Genomic DNA, 17,419 nt, shown 5'->3' on the forward strand with positions numbered 1-17,419 from the left:
TTAATTGGTATCTCGGTAAAAAAATGAGTAAGATTACTCATTGACAACAGTGCTTTTAGCTTAACTTGTGAGTAATGACTCCGAATTGACTTTCCGAGGATTGCTGTATGATTTTCTGGCTAAATGCTCAACTTCCTCCTAGTGTCGCAGAATGGTTGAGTATTACATTTGGTGTGAGTGCAGTAACTCTACAAGATATTGGGTTGTCAGACGCTCAGGATATTGAGATATTTAATGCAGCTCGCGCTAACGGTTATGGCACTGTTGTTATCACGAAATATCGAGATTTTATCGATTTAGTAATTCGTTTAGGAAGCCGGCCACAAATTCTGTGGTTAACCTGTGGGAATATTACCAATAGAGACTTGCAACGCATTTTTACCCGCGCTTTTCCTGAAGCTTTGGAGTTGCTGTAAAATGGTGAAAACATTGTTGAAATCGGTAGAGCTTAACAATATTCAGTCAACTAGATCCGAGCTAGTTACATAAATAGTCAATCCAATTCTGGCATCGCGATCGAACTTTAACCCTACTTCGGCTTCCGAGGTTATTTCCACATGATTGTGGGAAATATCATTAAGCTGAATGCTCTCAACTTTAGCAGCGTAGCAGTACGACAATTCATCATTAACTAAAACTAGAAAAACACGTTCTTCTACAGTTAAGGTAACTTCCTGAACTTTGGCTACGCCTGCTTGCGGCTTTTTGAACCACTCAGTAATTTTTCCAATCTCCCTTACTAGCCCTCGATCGCTCTGGAGTAAAATTATATTGTAGGTGACTAAATCAGCGAGGGATTTACATAAAGCCTCCACAAAATCACCTAAGTCCAACAGTTCTTGAGTCCCCAAAATCTCATCTGTAGAGCCGTGTGCTGCTTTATTTCGATAGTCAACCAGTTGTTTGAGTTCTCCTTCAGCCGTGTTTTGACTGCCGCGAACTTCCTCTACAAAATATTTAATTTGTTTGTGGTTAATTATCCATTTCCATGGCTCCTTAATCCCAGCATTTTTCAAAACAGTTTCTAGCACTTCCTTCCGTAAATTTCCTTCGTGCAATAAGAAAGCATCAGGAAGTAGTTCGTATTTTCCAGTGTCAGTAATTCCACAGGATAATCCTTGCACTACTTTCTCAACTGAAAGGTGTTGAAACCTATTCTTTTTGATGTCAATCAATAAACGGCCTATACCCTCTCGATGGGTATTTTGGATTTTTTCTCCCAAATCTGAATAACGTGGAACCAAATCGGGCATCCGTCGCAGCCAATCCGAAATTAAATCCTCAACGAAGCGCTCGTAAATAGCATACAATCGGGTTACAACAGCAGAGCGATCGTAAATTTCCCACTCTTTTTGGCTAGGAATTACCTCTATTAATGCGGCAAATTCATGATCTTCTGCCAACTTCTGTTTATTTAAACTGTCTCGAAATACGATTTTTCTAAGTCGATGGTTAGTCTTGATTATCGCACGAACAGTTGAAATTTTGGCACTAGCTTTCTCGATCAGCTCCTCAAACATCGCAAGTTATTCTCCGATAACTTGCGAAAGCATTTCGTCAAATATTCCGAGCCGCTCCTGAATCTCTGCTTTACTTGTTCCACCTCCTGTCAAAAAACGAGCTTTCGGTTGGTTAAAGAGGTTTTTTGTTGCTTCAATAACGCGATCTCTTCCAGACATCAATTGATAGGCATCAAGTAAATGCTTGTTAAAACCAAGCATAGTCGCATCATAATAGAATCGATTGGATTGTTCAGACCAAGTTTGAGATTGAGGATCGAATGGTTTAAATAAATGCTGTCCGTAAACTCGATAGGCTAATGAAATAGTTTCTATAAAAGTATCTTCCAAAAAAATAATATCGTGCATGGAAAAATTTAAACTTTTCATCATATACAAATCTAAAAACTCTGGCATTTCCATTTGATAATGTTCTATATTCCTTAGGGCAAAAAAACGCAAAACTAATTCAGCATCTTCCATTTTTTCATAAATACTGTTCTTCTCTAAGTCTCGGCTGTTATCGTCTGTCGGAATTCCCCAAGCTTCAGCAAATATTGGATTGCGCGCTAATTTTAGCAACAGTTCATTGAACTTGCCAGGATATAAAATATTTCTCATTTCCTGATGGCTGAAGTTTAATCGTGCAGCATTTAGACGTTCAAAAGTTTTTTGCTTAAGGAACTTGTCCGCTTCCGGATTCGAGGTTGGTTCGGCAAGAATAACGATCGATGATATGGAACGGCGATCGAGATTAGCTCTAATTTTTAGAGGAAGTCTGTTGTAGGTATGTCCGTTTAATTCCGGTAAAATTTCCAGCCCTGTCAGTTTGAGTTTGTTTTCATAAAACTCCTGAATAGCGAATATTCGTTGCTGACCGTCCAAGACTTCATGAGGTTGGAAATCTTGTTTATACAAAATTATTGAAGGTACGGGAATATTGAGAATAAATGACTCAATCAATCTCGATTTCATCGTGGCATCCCAACGCGCCCTCCTTTGGTAAAATGACCGCATTTCTATATAACCCGACATCTTTAATGATTCGACAAGGCGGGGAAGTTTTTCACGATCAATCTCGGTAATTATGGATGTTTCTTGGAAGTGGTAGTGCTGATTTGTCCATCGCTCTGACATTTTATTGGGTGTGTTTGCTGGCGAACTCTTCCACATCTTTTTTTCAAATGGTGCGAGCTGCATTTCCGTAGTCTCCCTAAGCACAACTGGTTAATAATTATAGCATTTACACAGGATTAGCCGACCGACTCAAATTTAGCAAACTAGCGATCGCCAACTATATCCACAGAAGCTCGATCGCCCTTACCAAATAGCAAAATTCGATTTTATGGCAAAATTAGCCTAGACTGAAATATGAAAGCTGGCGGGCAAGCTGTAGCGAATGTTGCCCTCGTGAGTCCTGACTTCGTGTTTGCTGTTTACCCCGGTTATAAAATCCGGTTTGTGAGCGTATTAGTCCGTAATCCTTGATTTAGTATGTAAAATCATGAACGTACAAATTCCAGATTTGCGTGCGGTTGACGAGCCAAAAATTCAACAGGTAGCTAGATTAATAGTTGAAGGTTTTAAAGAGCATTGGCCCGATGCTTGGCCAGATATAAATTCTGCTTTGCAAGAAGTGCAAGAATCTTTCGGAGCCGATCGCATCAGTCGAATTGCTGTCGGCGACAGCAATCAAGTTTTGGGATGGATTGGGGGGATTAAACAGTATGACGGTAATGTTTGGGAACTTCACCCGCTGGTAGTGGGAACAGAATTTCGCGGGCAAGGAATTGGTCGATCGCTCGTAGCTGATTTAGCAGCAGAAGCTAAAAACCGGGGAGGGATCGTGCTGTGGGTGGGTACCGACGACGAAGACAATCAAACCACTCTTTCAGGCATCAATCTTTATCCTAACGTTTGGGAACACATCGCCCAAATTAGAAATTTGCGCGGTCATCCCTACGAATTTTATCAAAAAATGGGTTTTGCGATCGTCGGAGTGATGCCCGACGCGAACGGAATTGGCAAGCCAGATATTTTCATGGCAAAGCGGTTGTAAAGTTTAATGTTGGTTCTAAATTTACTGGCCGGTGGCTTGCCAATCCAACACTTAGCAAAATTAGTTGTTGAAAGTTTCCCAGAAAATCGGTCTAGTCTGGACGTGCGAACCCAGTTCGAGGGTCGCTAATAAACAAGCCCAAAACCAACGAATCCATCACCGTATCCCAGACAGGAGTCAAATGTTCCTCATCATCAACCCAGTAATCAAAAGTAATCAAACACTGAACATTAGAACCCAATCCAATACAGATTCGCGAATAAGCTTCCCGCTGTTCTGGAGGGTCAATAAACTTAAATTCAGTCCACACAATGCGGGCAGTTTGCCGCTTCAATTGAATAATTTCCCCAAAAGCGATCGGATTTCTGGTATCATCTTCAACTATTTTCTGTAATAGCGGCACCAGCGGAAAATCAGCCCAATTGTTAGGAGGTAACAAATTAAACGAAACCTCCAAACGACAATCATCATCCGGCGGCTTTTTATCCGTAAACCGGAACGAATTAGTATCCGGTTCAAAATGCCAATCTTCCGGCACATCAAAGCGGACTGCACCTCTTCCTGCTACAAAAATTCGAGTTCCCGGCTTTGATTTCCAATTGTGGTCTTCTTTGAGATCTAGAGTTTCCTTGAGCCATTCTTGCTTTTTGCGCTTAGACATAAACAGAACACCAAATTGCTGCTAATGTGTACTTTTAGACCTTGCAAACACATTTTAACTCTATTTTGCTCGCCGTTTGCTCAAATATAACAATCCTTACAAAAATTATAAATTCCTCTCTTCTCTCTTCCTCTGTGTTCTCTGCGCCTCTGCGGTAAAAAAGAATTTCTTTCACAATTGGCTAACTTTTATTTTTCACTCTTGGGAATCACATACCTAATTCCGCCTTTATTCCCAGCCGCATCGCCCTTGTAACGGGGGATAACATGAATAGCCGCGTGAGTGCGACTTTGACCCGCATCTTTATTAATATTGATTCCCACATTAAAACCATCAGGATGAAACTCTTGACTTAACATTTCTTGCACCTTATTAGCCATAAACCAGCAAGCCGATTGTTCTCTAAACGGTAGTTCAAAATAATTGGCAACGTGACGCTTGGGAATAATTAAAACATGACCTTTGCTGGCGGGATAACCGTCAAAGATTGCATAAGCTGTGGCTGATTCAGTTAGTAAAGTTAGGTTTTTGTACGGATTGCAGAATATGCAGTTATTAGTTGAATTTCTTTGATGATTGTAATGCACGTATTCGTAGATTTCGCAAGACTCATCTAGGTGACTTGACTTAAACGGAAGTTTGACAATGCACTGATATGTAGGTTTTTTGTGCACGTAATGTTCTCGAAAGCCTTCTTTTTTGATATCCCTTCTCACTGCAAAATACGCTTTGCCTCCCGGTTTCAACAAATGCGACACTTCCATGAGGACATTAGCTTGTTCTTCGGGAAACAAAACATTTAAAACATAAAAGCAAATGATTGTGTCGAATTTCTGTTCGGGGAATTCTGGGAAATAATAAGAGTCATAACCCGCAATATCAAAACCTTTTTGCTGCAACAGTTTAACATCGCTGCCGAAGCCGCACCCAAAGTCTAAGATTTGCCCTTGCAGCAAGTTTTTCTCCAATAAAATTTTGGTCGGAAATGACAGGTAAATTCTTTCGATTGCCGTCAGGTGGCTGAATTTATTTTGTTGCTTCTTCATGGCAGTATAAAATTGATTTAAATCGATATTCTTCAGTCCGCGTCGGCGGACTTCGTTTGTGTAGAAGCGATTTAAATCGCCGAGTTTTATCTTTGTTTGTCTAGCAGCGATTTCAATCGCCGAATCTTATCTAAAAATTTTACCATTATTGCAGTTTGGCGATCGCCCCTTTAGCCACCAACACCTCACCAGTCACCAAATCCCGCACCGTCGCCAACAAAACTCGCCTTTCGTCCACCTCAAAACTCACCGAAACCCGATCGATTCCCAACACCCCCGGCGGACTCAAATGGGCCACACAAACCTCCTGATGGTGGCTTTCCAGAGAGCGAAAATCCGTCTGTTTGTTGAGCAAACTGCTCGTCATTTGCCCTTTTTCGTTAAAAATAACCTCCGCTTGCAATACCTCCGCAACTTCCCCAATATCTAACCGAATTTCCCTTTGCCCTTCAATTGCCACTTGCAGCGTCAACTCTTCGGAACTTTCACAGGGATACTTCAGTTCCTTGCTAAATATCGGCGAATAAGCATAAGCTTTAGCGTAAGGTTCCCAGAGGCGAATTGCATAGCTGTGGCGCAAATAATCGTCAACACTCGCTAATTGTGTCAACCCTAAAGCACCGTGCGCCACTGCTTCAAAAGGCTTGTCTGTTTGGACTTTTGACCGCCCAAAATACGAAACCACTAAATTAGATACAGCCGGAATTAGAGAAGTTCCTCCTACCAGCAAAACCTGTTCGATATCTGCTTTGCCGATACCTTTTCCCAGTGCAATGCTCAGCACTTCATCTAAAGCTTGCCGCAACTGTTCTAACAACTGCCTAGATTCCAGAATTTCCTCAAGTTTCTCTCGGTTTAGCTGCAAGTCGTAAGACATAAAATTTTCATCGTCAAACCAACTTTCCTTCGCCTCATTAACTTGAGAAATTTGAATTTTTAACTTTTCCGCTATTTCTAATAAATTTTGCCAGCCCACCCCGCCAACTTCTGCCCGCGACGAACCAATTTGCCGCAAATAATCTTCGACAATCCAGATGTCAATATCTTCGCCGCCGACATAAGCATCGGATTTTGCCAACACTTCGGCACGCATTAAATTTGGACTTGGAGATTGGCTATTTTTGACTGAGGAAGGAGGGGCAGTACGAACTAAACTTAAATCTAAAGTTCCCCCACCAAAATCAACTACTAAAACTAGAGAACCGGGGCGTTTGACGGCATATCCCAGGGCTGCTGCTGTGGATTCATCTATTAGCTGAACTTCCGAAACTTCCAGAGATTCTGCTAAGTCGCGAAACCAATCCAGATATCGCTCAAATGCTCCTACCGGTACTGTAAAAATTACTTTGTCTGGCTGTATATTTTGTAAATATAATTGTTTCCAAATAGTTGTGATAAACTGTTCTGCTACTGATTCTGATGTGTAGGTTTTTCCATCAAGATTGCGGGGTGGGGGCTGAAACTCGGCAGATAAATTGCGTTTAAAAGCTTTGAAAAAGCGGTCGGGCTGGGATTGTCCCAAACGCTGCGATCGCACTTTTTCTCCCAATATTAACTCACCCGCACTTTTCACAAAGACTAAAGTCGGTACTACAGGTATTTCTCGGACATCTTCACTCGGTTTGTGCGTTTTGAAAATGCGGGATATCTCGCCTAATCTCAAAGTTTCTGGTGTTTGCGTATCCGGATTGAGAATGCAGACAACTGTGTTGCTGGTGCCGAAGTCAATTGCAACTGTAGTCATGTTGATTTTAGATTTTAAATTTAATTTTTTATTCCCGCTGGAAGGGTGCGACTAACTTTAGCAGGAGCAAGAATTTGCTCTCCATCCCGATAACCGACAAACCGAATATAAACTAATTCTCCTTCTGTTATATCCTCAACATCCGGCTGGTGCAACTGCGGATTGTAAGTCACTTGTTCCCAGGCAGAACCGATTGTTTCAAAATCCCAGCTTAACAAGAGATTTTCTAAGGGAGTAAACAAAGCTGAGAGATTTTTGGCGGGCATATCTGGCTTGGCTTCTGCCATTTTGCGGGCGGCGGGATAGTTAGTTAACAAAGTTTGCAACTGTTCAAAGGTAGCGCGGCGAAAATCGGCAGTTAGTTGAGTTTTTTGCTGCTGCAGTTCTTCTCGCAGCCGGAAACACTGCTGCCTCAATTCTTCTATTTCGGTGGGATTAGTTGTGATTGTAGCCGATATTGGCAGCGCGTTCAAAGTGCGATCGAACTCTTGGAAATTCAAATTCAACACTGTTGCCAGCCGCCTCAGTTGGTCTAGCGTGAGTTTTCCCACATCTCCCTGCCGCACTAAGCGCACCCCAAAGCGACTTAAGCCTGCTTTTTCGCCTAAGTCTTGCCAATCGAGAATGTCTAGCTGATTCATGCGTTCCCGCAGAATTGTATCGTACTTAAACTCGATCGCATCTCCCGCCTCAGATGCAGCATAAAGGTAGACTAAAATTAGAAAAATGCCCCCGATAGCCAGCGCGAAGCTGAAGGCAGGCAGTGTTGTTACATCAACTGTTGCACCGAGGATCTCAAACATCTTTAACTCTTCTAAACTTGTTTTAAAGTCTGCGTTTGTTCCACGCTCAAATTTTCTTCGCCTTGGTAGTATTCTGGCAGCAAGTCTTGAGATTCTACTTTTCCGAGGGCTTTTTCAATTCCGGCGGTGGTTTCGGTGCAACTCGAACCGGTGGCGTTGAGGACGGTTTCGGTAATTTTGCCGTCTTTGCCGATGCGGTATTCTATTTGGCGGTATTCTGCCATAATTCTTCCTCTTGGTTTAATGCTTGAGTGTTGACCGTTGAGTGTTGAGTTATATTATAGATTCTATTTACCAATTATTCTAATGAATTTTTGTAGCGACAATGCAACCGGGGTTTCGCCGGAGATTATGGCTGCGATTGCAGCGGCTAATTCCGGTGCTGTGAAGTCTTACGGAGATGATGAATATACACAGCGTTTGCAAGTTAAATTTTCGGACTTGTTTGAGACATCGGTGACAGTTTTTCCTGTAGCAACAGGTTCTGCTGCTAATTCTCTGGCCCTTGCGGTTGTGACTCCTCCTTACGGGGCTGTTTACTGTCACGCGGAATCTCATATTAATCTAGATGAATGCGGCGCGCCGGAGTTTTTTACAGGCGGTGCAAAGTTAGTAACAGTAACAGGAAATCATGGTAAAATAGAGGCAGAGACTTTAGGAAAAATGCTCGATCGCGCTGGTGCAGGTGTCGTCCACCACGTACAGCCCGCAGCCGTCAGCATCACTCAAGCAACGGAAGCCGGCACAGTCTACAATCCAGCGGAAATTTCCCACATTTCGGAAGTGGTTCGCGATCGCAATTTGCACCTGCACATGGATGGAGCTCGCTTTGCAAATGCTGTTGTCAGTTTGGGCTGTTCTCCTGCTGATGTTACTTGGCGCGCCGGTGTGGAGATCCTCTCATTTGGAGCGACAAAAAACGGGGCGATGGCTGCGGAAGCTGTGGTATTTTTCAATCAAGAACTAGCAAAGACTTTCCCTTTTTACCGCAAGCGCAGCGGCCATCTGTTCTCGAAAATGCGGTTTTTGTCGGCACAGTTGGAAGCATATATAACGGATGATTTGTGGCTGAAGAATGCGACTCATGCCAATAATATGGCAGCCAAATTAGCCGAAGATTTGGCAGGAGTTGAGGGCGCGAAGTTTTGCCATCAGGTTGAAGCAAATGAGATTTTTATTCAACTTCCTGAAGCAGTGATTACATCGGTTTTAGCTGAGGGTTTTCTGTTTTATCGATGGGATGAATGCACTGTGAGACTGGTAACGGCTTTTAATACTAGAGAAGAAGATGTTATTGCTTTGGTGGAAGCGGTTAAACGCCATCAATGATTATTTTGTAGTGGCGGGGTTTACGAATAATATCTGAGGAGTACCAACAATCTAGATCAACCCGCTCCCCACAACAGATAACCCACATCAACATTAAATTTGGATCGAATGCGGAAAATCTACATTCGGATTTTTCGTTTGATAGGGGCGGGTTTGAGAGATTGTTGGTTATTTCTGAGATGTTGCACCATTCTCAATTACTTGTTTAGGAACAGGCTTTCCGGCCTGTTCCACAAGAAAATTCACTCTTTGTGGAACAGGCATCTTGCCTGTTCTTGAGAATGGTGCAAGATGTGAGTTATTTACAATTATTGTGCGTGAAACCCGCGCCTACAATTTAATAGGTTCAGGAATAGGTTCTGCAACTGCGGCTAGTTCGGGTTCAACTGCTTCGAGGTGCTCTTCTAAAAGCGCCAGATTTCTCATGTTTGATTTATAAAAAGCATCGAAGATATCTCCGACTAAAGGTACTGAACCCACCACGGCTTCTAGACCGATATTGTAAATCATTTTCCCTAGAGTTTTTTGGGGAATGTTGAATCGAGTTGCTAAATAAATTAGGTAAGCGGAAAACGCGGTATCTACGATATCCCCAGCACCCGGAACTAAACCAATAATGGGGTCTAAACCAATGCGAAATTTGGTGCCGGGGATGCCAATGGCGGTATCCATCAGGCGGCTGAGTTTGCGGATGCGGTTGAGGGTGGCGAGACGCTCTATGTTATTCATATTATTATTGTTGAACTAGGTGAAAAATTTTAAATCTGTCGGAAGACGGAAAAAACCATCTAGAAACCGCTCATTCTCGATCTTCGCTAATATGCTGAATTCCCCATTCGTGCATGGCATTAATAATCGGTTTGAGACTTTCGCCCAAAGGCGTTAGCGAATATTCAACTTTTGGCGGCACTTGCAGGTAAATTTCCCGGTGCACGATCGCGTCTGATTCCATTTCCCGCAGTTGCTGCGTCAGCATCTTCTGAGTAATGCCGTTGACAGCTCGTTGCAGCTCGTTAAAACGCTTCACTCCTGGAAACAACTCCCGCAGAATCAAGACTTTCCAGCGCCCGCCAATCACCTCTAAAGTGCGTTCTACAGGGCAATTTGCTCGATCGACCTTTACCTCTTTGACTTGCATAGTATCTTTTTGGTAACTACCGCACTTTTTAGTACGTACTTCCCATAATAGCTTGACTCGGTTTAAAGTAGAAATATCTCAGAACACCGATAAATTTCACTGAGGATGCAGAAAATGATTACCGTCAGAAAAAGTGCAGCAAGAGGACACGCAAATCGCGGTTGGCTGGACAGTTACCACACATTTTCCTTTGCCGATTATTACGATCGCAACTATATGAATTTTCGCTCTTTGCGGGTAATTAATGAGGATGTCGTTAGCCCCGGCAAAGGTTTCGGCACTCACGGACACAGCGACATGGAAATCATTACCTATGTATTAGAAGGAGTGTTAGAACACAAAGATTCTTTGGGTACTGGTGCAACGATTAAACCCGGTGAAGTGCAGCGGATGAGTGCTGGTACGGGTATCCAGCACAGCGAGTTCAATCACTCGCAAACTGACCCGGTTCATTTGCTACAAATCTGGCTGTTACCGGATACAAATGGCTTGCAACCGAGTTACGAACAACGGGATTTTCCCGTAGCAGAAAGGCACGGAAAACTGCGCTTAGTGGCGGCGCGAGATGCGAGAGATGGTGCTGTGAAAGTGCATCAAGATGTTGATTTGTATGCGGCTGTTTTGGATAAAGACTCGCGGGTTTCTCATGCTTTGCAGCCGAATCGCCATGCTTGGGTGCAAGTGGCTCGCGGTTCAGTTGTACTCAACGGTTTGACTTTGAAAAATGGCGACGCTGCGGCGGTTAGCGATGAGTCTGAGTTGGTTGTTCAAGCTACGGCAGATGCTGAATTTTTGCTGTTTGATTTAGCATAAAATTGAATGCGAAATCCCCGAATTCTTGGAGAATTCGGGGATTTCATTAGGTGGCATCTGCTGATAGCTCAAAAGGATTTCAATAATTAACAGAAATATTCTTTTTAGGTCGTCCGCCTTTCTTGCCATTTTTCCGTGCTGCTGCGGATTTAGAGCTTGAAATTGCCTGTCCTCCCTTCCTACCTAATTCAGCCATCCAAGATTTTGTGCCAAAAATACCTGTTACAAGTTCGGGAATGCCAAAATCAACATCTAAGCTTTCCCAGTGTACGCTGCTGCCAGAAGGAGGCAGCCAAACATCAGCAAGCTGTTCTGGTGAAGCACCTTCTAAGCCTTGTGCCAGTTTTGGAGGAAAACAAAAAATAGCGCCGTTTTTCAGTTTGATCGTAATTAAATCTTCAGACTGATTGTAATACACGGATTCGGCGCGGGGTTCTGTAGCCTCGGCTTGTTTCCATGCTTCTTTGGCTTTGGTTATTTGCTCTCGGAGATTTTCCTCGGTTAACTCTTTGTCCCAGTTCTTAAATGCCATTTATTCCTCTTTTGTCACTTGCGACATTAAACATTTTCCAACTCTTCTCCCAGATGGATTCTGTCTTTCCGGTAACGAAAGACAGAATCTCTCATAAACTTAAGGCGGAACTACTGGTTTTACAGTAGCTTGAGATTGGTAAATAAATTTTATTTTTTCCATAGTCATTGATGTATTTCTTGCCATTTGGTTAACAACATTTCTTGATTATCGGCTACTAATCTAAGAGCGATAACTATATCTTTCTCCTTTATTCGATCGTGTGCGTAAACGAAGCTAGGAGCTTGTTTTTCAGTGCCAATATTAATTTTGATTTCCATCTGGTTCTTATCATTTTTTCTACCTTTGAAGATGTGGACGTGAGCTGGAATATGGTCGTTAGTATAAATATACACAAATAGATTGTTCTGGCGGTCTTCAAGAACTTTGGGCATCAGACGCTGTTCTCCAACGTGAGGGTTTGCAGGACTTATGCACAGCCTGCCTGTAGTAGGAGCAATCGCCCCCCTTGTTGCCCCTATTTTTTGGATTGTGGCATAAGCCCTAATTGCATAATAACCGAAGCGTTGGGTTTTGTCAAGTGACGCATTCTACTAATACTTGTGCGTAGGGTGCGTCAGCGCGAAGCTAACAATCTGGTAAAAAATCATCAATCCTGACGCACCTTTTGCTGTTGCCTGGGATTGTGTTAAGCGGACTGTGAAGAACATGATACTTAATCATGGGTTACTACTTAGGAAATAAGTAAATAGGAGGAAGAAAGTAAATTTTATTTGTGGTATTTTTTCTAAGGCTAAGTCTTTAGGATAAATTTTTATGCAACAAAACCCGATCGCCAGAAAGCATCTTGTTTGGAGCCTGATAACTGGTTTAGCAGTTGGCGCGATCGCAGGCGCACCCCTCGGCTGGATGGCTAATGGGTATTATTCCGACCAGCGTTTGGCTCAAATTCTGATTTGCCGAGAAAAGAATAGAGATCAGCCAGTTGCTATTGTTGAGGCTAGGTGCGGTTCCCGATTCTAAATTTTTCTGCTAGCCAGAGGGCTGTGTCAAATATTTTTAGGCTTGTGCGAATGTCGAAAGTTTGATCGCGCAGGCTTTTTGGCGTTTTCAACCGTAAATATGCCACAAACCGGAAAAGTTATCCGTCGGTTGATATGTTGGTATGTTAAATTGACACAATAATGAATTACAGCAGAACAATTCCGGCTATTTTGAGTGCTACGATCGCCCTAAGTTCGATCGCCCTTATTCCACTCACATCACCTCAAATCGCCCTAGCCTTAACCGCCGACGCAGTAAAAACCGTCGCCAAACAAATTACCGTTCGCATCCAAGGGCCAAAAGGCGGTTCAGGAGTAATTTTAGAGAAACAAGGTAGCACATACTATATTCTTACCAACTGGCACGTAGTCGATAAAGCAGGCGATTACGAAGTTGTAACTCCCGACGGCAAAGCTCACTCTGTATCATACAATCTCATCCGGCGAATGCCCGGTGCTGATTTAGCGATCGTCCCTTTCAGCAGCGCTCAAAGCTACCCCCTGGCTCAATTAGCCAATTCCGCAGCAACTCCCGGAAAAAATGCCTATGTAGCCGGCTGGCCGACATCCGGCGGTTCCCTGAGACAGCCGATTTTCATCGCCACCGAAGGTCAGCTTACCGGCCGTCAGACTCCCTGGAACGGTTATACTTTGGTATACAACAACTTAGTGAGAGCGGGCATGAGCGGCGGGCCAGTGCTCGACGACGCGGGGCGAGTTGTGGCAATTAACGGCATTGTTAGGTTAGAGGAAAATTCCGATAAAATCGTGGCGGCGGGGATAGAAATCAATACTTTCATGAAATGGCGATCGACTGTTTCGCTGCCTGCACTTCCCCAATCGCCAACAGCCACAAACCCGAAAACTCCTGTGAATAATGCGCCTCGGAAGTCTGGAAGCGCGATCGCCTTTGTCGCCACAAATAGCCTCAAAGGATCTTCGGAAGTTGTGAGTTCCCTTACTCTTGCTTCCGCTTATTTTACCACAGGAAATAGCAACGGTACAATCTCAGTTTGGAATTTTCCCAGCGGGCAATTAAAAACTACGCTACAAGGACACACGGAATCGGTAAATGCACTGGCTGCGAGTGCGGACGGAAAAGTGTTAGCTAGCGGCAGCGACGACAAAACTGTAAAAATTTGGAATTTAGAAACAGGCGCGGTTATACGCACTTTGAGCGGGCATTCTGGGGCTGTTTCGAGTGTTGCCGTTAGTCCTGATGGTCAATTTGTAGCGAGTGGCAGTTGGGACAAAACGATTAAGATTTGGAACGCTAAAACGGGGGAGTTGCTGCGGACTTTGACCGGGCATTCTGGGTTGGTGAATGCTGTTGCAATCAGTCCCGATAGCAAAACTTTAGCTAGCGGCAGCAAAGACGGTTCAATTAGGTTGTGGAATTTAGCTAGCAGTCAAGCAATTCGCACGATTAGCGGCAAAAACTTGGCTGTTTTGTCCCTAGCTTTTACTCCCGACGGCAAGAGTTTAGCGGCGGGAAACAGCAATGGTACAATCGGTTTGTGGAATGTCGGAAACGGGCAGTTAATTCGACGTTTGAGCGGGCATACCGATGGAGTTTGGTCGGTGGCATTCAGTCGGGATGGCACTACGCTGGTTACTGGAAGTTGGGATAAGAGTGTGAAACTTTGGGATGTGCGATCGGGCGAATTGAGAGGTAATTTGAGCGGTCATGCTGGCTACGTTAGCGCTGTGGCGATTAGCGCAGATGGCAAGACTATTGTGAGTGCGGGTTGGTTGGGGGAAATTAAGATTTGGAAAAGGGGGAATTGAGAGTGCGATCGAATGTGCTACGATTAAATTAGAGCGTCATTGAATAACAAAAATAGTCACCCAAACTGTCTAATCAAAAGGTGAAAAATGAGTACCTTAACAACTAAATTACCGACAGACACCTGGGTGGTAGCAACATGGGAAGAATTCATCGCGATGGCAGATGACCCAGCTTACAATAAAGCCAAATGCTACTACCGCAACGGACAAATGAGGATTGAAACTATGTCAGTAGGGCCAGATCATGCTAGAGACAATGGAAGTATTTTTTTAGGAGTGAGTCTGTTCTGTATTGCGAAAGCTATCCCTTTAAATGGTTTGGATAACTGTAGCTACCGTAAAACAGGAGTCCGAGAGTGTCAGCCCGACGTATCTTACTATATTGGAGAAAGAGCGCAATTAGCACCTAAAGGAACTTCGATCGCAAGTCTTGACGTTACCCCGCCGCCCGATTTGGTCATAGAAGTTGCTGACTCAACTTTGGCTGATGATATCGGTGAAAAACGGTTGCTTTACGAAGAGTTAAAAGTCGCTGAATATTGGGTAGTGGACGTGCAGAAATCCCAAATTATTGCCTTTGCAATTATTGCTGATAATGGCAGTCGGCGGATTGTTAAATCTGAAGTTTTGCCGGGATTAACTATTGATGTCTTGGAACAGGCTTTGCGGCGGAGTCGCACTGAAGATCAAGCACAGGTAGGGGCTTGGTTGTTGGCTCAATTTCAGCAGCAGTAATCCAAATAGAAAGCGATCGCCCTCTCTGCAAAAAAGCGCGATTGTCCAACCTACTTTATCTTAATTCCCGAAGCTAAACTACTAAATCTTCGATCGAGAATTTCAATAAGTCGCACAGGGCTTTCATCTCTGCTGGGTATAGCTTGGGGACGTGTCTCTCAGTTTCCCAGTTGATGACCGTTGACTGCACAACTTTACACGCTCTTGCCACTTGTATGCGAGTTAAATTTAAACTTTCGCGTCGTATTCTTAGCTTTTGCCCCAGCGTCATTATCTATCCCTCATTCAGTTGACTATATTTAGTTGACTGTATATAGTCAACTGAATACATATAGTCAATTGACTATATTTAGTTGATTTTTTTAAACAATTTTTGTAAATAACTATTGACTCGATATAAAAAAGTTGGTAGAAATAATGCTTATAAATAACCTAATTTCTCTAGCCTTATATAGAATTAGGAAATTTGTGTGCAAAGCCTGAAACAAGTCAAAAGCCAGTCCGCGCCCTCGACAAGCATTGAACTGGCTTTGGCTCCAATACTAAATGGAGACAAGCTTAATTATGCCTTATAAAGACCGCCTCAACAAGTGGTTGGTTGTTCGCCTGCTTCCCAATATGCAGCGAATCACTGTAGCCCATTTCTTCAGGCATTCCGATGCTGACGGCTATCTGCGGATTATCCGGCAGTTAATCCCCAATGCTCAATTTGTGATTGTTTTTAATGCCGATATCAACCTAGAAACAGCCCCGCGTCTGTAGCGAAGGCAGCTAGTTGAGGGTTCGGTTAGGCACGGACTCTACTGGTAGGGTGCGTCAGGTGGTAGCGATTCGATGCACATCGGCTAATCATTTCCGCGCGCCGCACCCTACTAGCTAGCATTTTGCTTCAAAGTCCGATCGACACTTATGATAGATTTAGTTCTTGCCAGACTACACTGGAAGACAAAATCAAATTAAAAATTTCGCCATAAATTTCGATCGACCCGCCGATCGGGCGGGACTCTCCACTTCGTGGAACAGGCGTCCCGCCTGTGGTTGGCAAAGTAAATCTAAAATCTAAAACCTAAAATCGCGTGACTTCTGACAAATGATTGAAGTAGAACACTTAAGCAAAACTTACGGTTCGACCGCAGCGATCGCGGACGTGTCTTTTTCGGTCGAATCAGGAGAAATTCTGGGTTTTTTGGGGCCAAACGGCGCGGGCAAAACCACAACCATGCGGATTTTGGCGGGATATTTGCCCGCATCCAGCGGTACTGCCCGCATCGCCGGCCTCGATGTTCACGAAAACTCGATGGCCGTCAGACAGCGCATCGGCTATCTGCCGGAAAACCCGCCGCTTTATCCAGAAATGACTGTGGAAGGGTTTCTGTTTTTTGTGGCGCGGATTAAGCAAGTACCTGCAGGCGATCGCGCGCAACGAATCACATCCGCGATCGAACGCTGCGGCCTGGTTGATAAACGCAAAGTTTTAATCCGCAAACTTTCTAAAGGATTTCGTCAGCGCGTCGGTATCGCGCAGGCGATCGTCCACGATCCACCAGTTATTATCTTAGATGAACCAACCGTCGGCCTCGACCCGCGACAAATTATCGAAGTCCGCAATTTAATCAAAAGCCTTGGCGGCCAGCACACAATCATCCTTTCCACGCACATTCTGCCGGAAGTCAGCATGACTTGTAACCGCGTTACCATCATCAATCGCGGTAAAATCGTCGCAGCAGGTAGTCCCGAAAATTTGATGGGAGAGTTGGCAGTGGGAGAGGGTTACGAACTCGAAGTTGAAGGCGAGGCGGAATTGGTAAACAGTCTGCTGTTGCCTTCTTTGGAAAATTTGCCGGGAGTTCGATCGATCGAATTGATTCCAAGCCAGCAATTTTTAGTTAATCGCTACCGCCTGCGGGCCTTGTGCGAACAGGAAAGAGAACCCGGACGACAAATTGCCACAGCTATCATCGACTCTGGATTTGGGCTCTGCGAAATGCGCCGCTCTCGCGCTACTTTGGAAGATGTGTTTTTAAGGCTGACAGCGGCTGAAAAGAAACCGGAAGAAAATCTGGTTCACAGCGAACCGGAGGTCGATCGAAATCTGCAAGAAGCCACAGAAATTCAAGATTCGATCGCGGATTCTCATCAATTGGAATCACAATCGATCGCGGATTCTCATCAATTGGAATCACAATCGATCGCGGATTCTCATCAATTGGAATCACAATCGATCGCGGA

The 17,419-nt window shown here is 44.0% G+C and carries 21 protein-coding genes; 9 read left to right on the top strand and 12 right to left on the bottom strand.

Going from position 1 to position 17,419, the window contains the following annotated elements; translation table 11 throughout:
- Positions 1–107 precede the first annotated feature (107 nt).
- Positions 108–416 (top strand): DUF5615 family PIN-like protein, encoded by a 309-nt coding sequence (locus tag QUA58_RS27785; RefSeq protein ID WP_333397301.1) that lies wholly within the window; start codon positions 108–110, stop codon positions 414–416.
- A 42-nt stretch (positions 417–458) separates the two neighbouring features.
- On the opposite strand, the gene QUA58_RS27790 is transcribed toward QUA58_RS27785, so the two are convergent.
- Together QUA58_RS27790 and QUA58_RS27795 are read right to left on the bottom strand one after the other, a co-directional pair.
- Entirely contained in the window at positions 459–1,520 is a 1,062-nt protein-coding gene (locus QUA58_RS27790; RefSeq protein WP_333247741.1) for an MAE_28990/MAE_18760 family HEPN-like nuclease, read from the bottom strand.
- Positions 1,521–1,526: 6 nt separating this feature from the next.
- Complete coding sequence (locus QUA58_RS27795) at positions 1,527–2,699, bottom strand: DUF262 domain-containing protein (protein WP_333247740.1); 1,173 nt, start codon at positions 2,697–2,699, stop codon at positions 1,527–1,529.
- Between the two features lie 304 nt (positions 2,700–3,003).
- On the opposite strand from QUA58_RS27795, the gene QUA58_RS27800 reads away from it, so the two are divergent.
- A complete protein-coding gene (locus QUA58_RS27800; RefSeq protein WP_333397303.1) occupies positions 3,004–3,558 on the top strand; it encodes a GNAT family N-acetyltransferase in 555 nt (184 codons plus the stop codon).
- Positions 3,559–3,649: 91 nt separating this feature from the next.
- On the opposite strand, the gene QUA58_RS27805 is transcribed toward QUA58_RS27800, so the two are convergent.
- The 5 genes from QUA58_RS27805 to QUA58_RS27825 all read right to left on the bottom strand — a co-directional run bounded on the left by QUA58_RS27805 (position 3,650) and on the right by QUA58_RS27825 (position 8,036).
- A complete protein-coding gene (locus tag QUA58_RS27805; RefSeq protein WP_333397305.1) occupies positions 3,650–4,219 on the bottom strand; it encodes a hypothetical protein in 570 nt (189 codons plus the stop codon).
- Between the two features lie 188 nt (positions 4,220–4,407).
- Positions 4,408–5,265: a bifunctional class I SAM-dependent methyltransferase/HIT family protein gene (locus tag QUA58_RS27810; RefSeq protein WP_333247734.1), complete on the bottom strand. Its 858-nt coding sequence runs from the start codon at positions 5,263–5,265 to the stop codon at positions 4,408–4,410.
- Between the two features lie 145 nt (positions 5,266–5,410).
- On the bottom strand, positions 5,411–7,009 hold the full coding sequence (locus QUA58_RS27815; RefSeq protein ID WP_333397308.1) for an Hsp70 family protein: 1,599 nt from the start codon (positions 7,007–7,009) through the stop codon (positions 5,411–5,413).
- 20 nt (positions 7,010–7,029) lie between these two features.
- Entirely contained in the window at positions 7,030–7,812 is a 783-nt protein-coding gene (locus QUA58_RS27820; protein ID WP_333247730.1) for an XRE family transcriptional regulator, read from the bottom strand.
- Positions 7,813–7,823: 11 nt separating this feature from the next.
- Complete coding sequence (locus QUA58_RS27825) at positions 7,824–8,036, bottom strand: DUF2997 domain-containing protein (protein ID WP_172187871.1); 213 nt, start codon at positions 8,034–8,036, stop codon at positions 7,824–7,826.
- Between the two features lie 82 nt (positions 8,037–8,118).
- On the opposite strand from QUA58_RS27825, the gene QUA58_RS27830 reads away from it, so the two are divergent.
- Positions 8,119–9,141 carry a low specificity L-threonine aldolase gene (locus QUA58_RS27830; protein ID WP_333397310.1) on the top strand — a complete coding sequence of 341 codons (1,023 nt, stop codon included), beginning with the start codon at positions 8,119–8,121 and terminating at the stop codon, positions 9,139–9,141.
- A 330-nt stretch (positions 9,142–9,471) separates the two neighbouring features.
- Here QUA58_RS27830 and QUA58_RS27835 read toward each other — a convergent pair whose 3' ends face one another.
- Together QUA58_RS27835 and QUA58_RS27840 are read right to left on the bottom strand one after the other, a co-directional pair.
- Positions 9,472–9,870, bottom strand: a complete 399-nt coding sequence (locus QUA58_RS27835) for a DUF4112 domain-containing protein (protein ID WP_333397313.1) — start codon at positions 9,868–9,870, stop codon at positions 9,472–9,474.
- 70 nt (positions 9,871–9,940) lie between these two features.
- Complete coding sequence (locus tag QUA58_RS27840; RefSeq protein ID WP_333397314.1) at positions 9,941–10,279, bottom strand: helix-turn-helix domain-containing protein; 339 nt, start codon at positions 10,277–10,279, stop codon at positions 9,941–9,943.
- Positions 10,280–10,393: 114 nt separating this feature from the next.
- On the opposite strand from QUA58_RS27840, the gene QUA58_RS27845 reads away from it, so the two are divergent.
- The gene (locus QUA58_RS27845) at positions 10,394–11,092 is read left to right on the top strand and encodes a pirin family protein (protein ID WP_333397316.1); all 699 of its coding nucleotides are present in this window, start codon (positions 10,394–10,396) and stop codon (positions 11,090–11,092) included.
- A gap of 79 nt (positions 11,093–11,171) precedes the next feature.
- Here the strand turns inward: QUA58_RS27845 and QUA58_RS27850 are convergent, their stop codons facing one another.
- Both QUA58_RS27850 and QUA58_RS27855 read right to left on the bottom strand, forming a co-directional pair.
- Complete coding sequence (locus QUA58_RS27850; protein WP_333247722.1) at positions 11,172–11,624, bottom strand: DUF2442 domain-containing protein; 453 nt, start codon at positions 11,622–11,624, stop codon at positions 11,172–11,174.
- A 164-nt stretch (positions 11,625–11,788) separates the two neighbouring features.
- Positions 11,789–12,058 (bottom strand): DUF4160 domain-containing protein, encoded by a 270-nt coding sequence (locus tag QUA58_RS27855; protein WP_333247721.1) that lies wholly within the window; start codon positions 12,056–12,058, stop codon positions 11,789–11,791.
- A 382-nt stretch (positions 12,059–12,440) separates the two neighbouring features.
- Here QUA58_RS27855 and QUA58_RS27860 point away from each other — a divergent pair, with 382 nt between their 5' ends.
- The 3 genes from QUA58_RS27860 to QUA58_RS27870 all read left to right on the top strand — a co-directional run bounded on the left by QUA58_RS27860 (position 12,441) and on the right by QUA58_RS27870 (position 15,190).
- Positions 12,441–12,647: a hypothetical protein gene (locus QUA58_RS27860; RefSeq protein WP_242724992.1), complete on the top strand. Its 207-nt coding sequence runs from the start codon at positions 12,441–12,443 to the stop codon at positions 12,645–12,647.
- A 161-nt stretch (positions 12,648–12,808) separates the two neighbouring features.
- Entirely contained in the window at positions 12,809–14,455 is a 1,647-nt protein-coding gene (locus QUA58_RS27865) for a WD40 domain-containing protein (RefSeq protein ID WP_333397319.1), read from the top strand.
- 87 nt (positions 14,456–14,542) lie between these two features.
- Positions 14,543–15,190 (top strand): Uma2 family endonuclease, encoded by a 648-nt coding sequence (locus tag QUA58_RS27870; RefSeq protein WP_333397322.1) that lies wholly within the window; start codon positions 14,543–14,545, stop codon positions 15,188–15,190.
- Positions 15,191–15,263: 73 nt separating this feature from the next.
- Here QUA58_RS27870 and QUA58_RS27875 read toward each other — a convergent pair whose 3' ends face one another.
- A complete protein-coding gene (locus tag QUA58_RS27875; protein WP_333397324.1) occupies positions 15,264–15,461 on the bottom strand; it encodes a helix-turn-helix transcriptional regulator in 198 nt (65 codons plus the stop codon).
- A gap of 293 nt (positions 15,462–15,754) precedes the next feature.
- Here QUA58_RS27875 and QUA58_RS27880 point away from each other — a divergent pair, with 293 nt between their 5' ends.
- Positions 15,755–15,952 (top strand): hypothetical protein, encoded by a 198-nt coding sequence (locus QUA58_RS27880; protein WP_333247711.1) that lies wholly within the window; start codon positions 15,755–15,757, stop codon positions 15,950–15,952.
- 328 nt (positions 15,953–16,280) lie between these two features.
- A partial coding sequence (locus QUA58_RS27885; RefSeq protein ID WP_333397326.1) for an ABC transporter ATP-binding protein occupies positions 16,281–17,419 on the top strand: 1,139 nt, incomplete at its 3' end.

This window comes from Microcoleus sp. N9_A1, from assembly GCF_036701795.1.
Lineage (GTDB): Bacteria > Cyanobacteriota > Cyanobacteriia > Cyanobacteriales > Microcoleaceae > Microcoleus.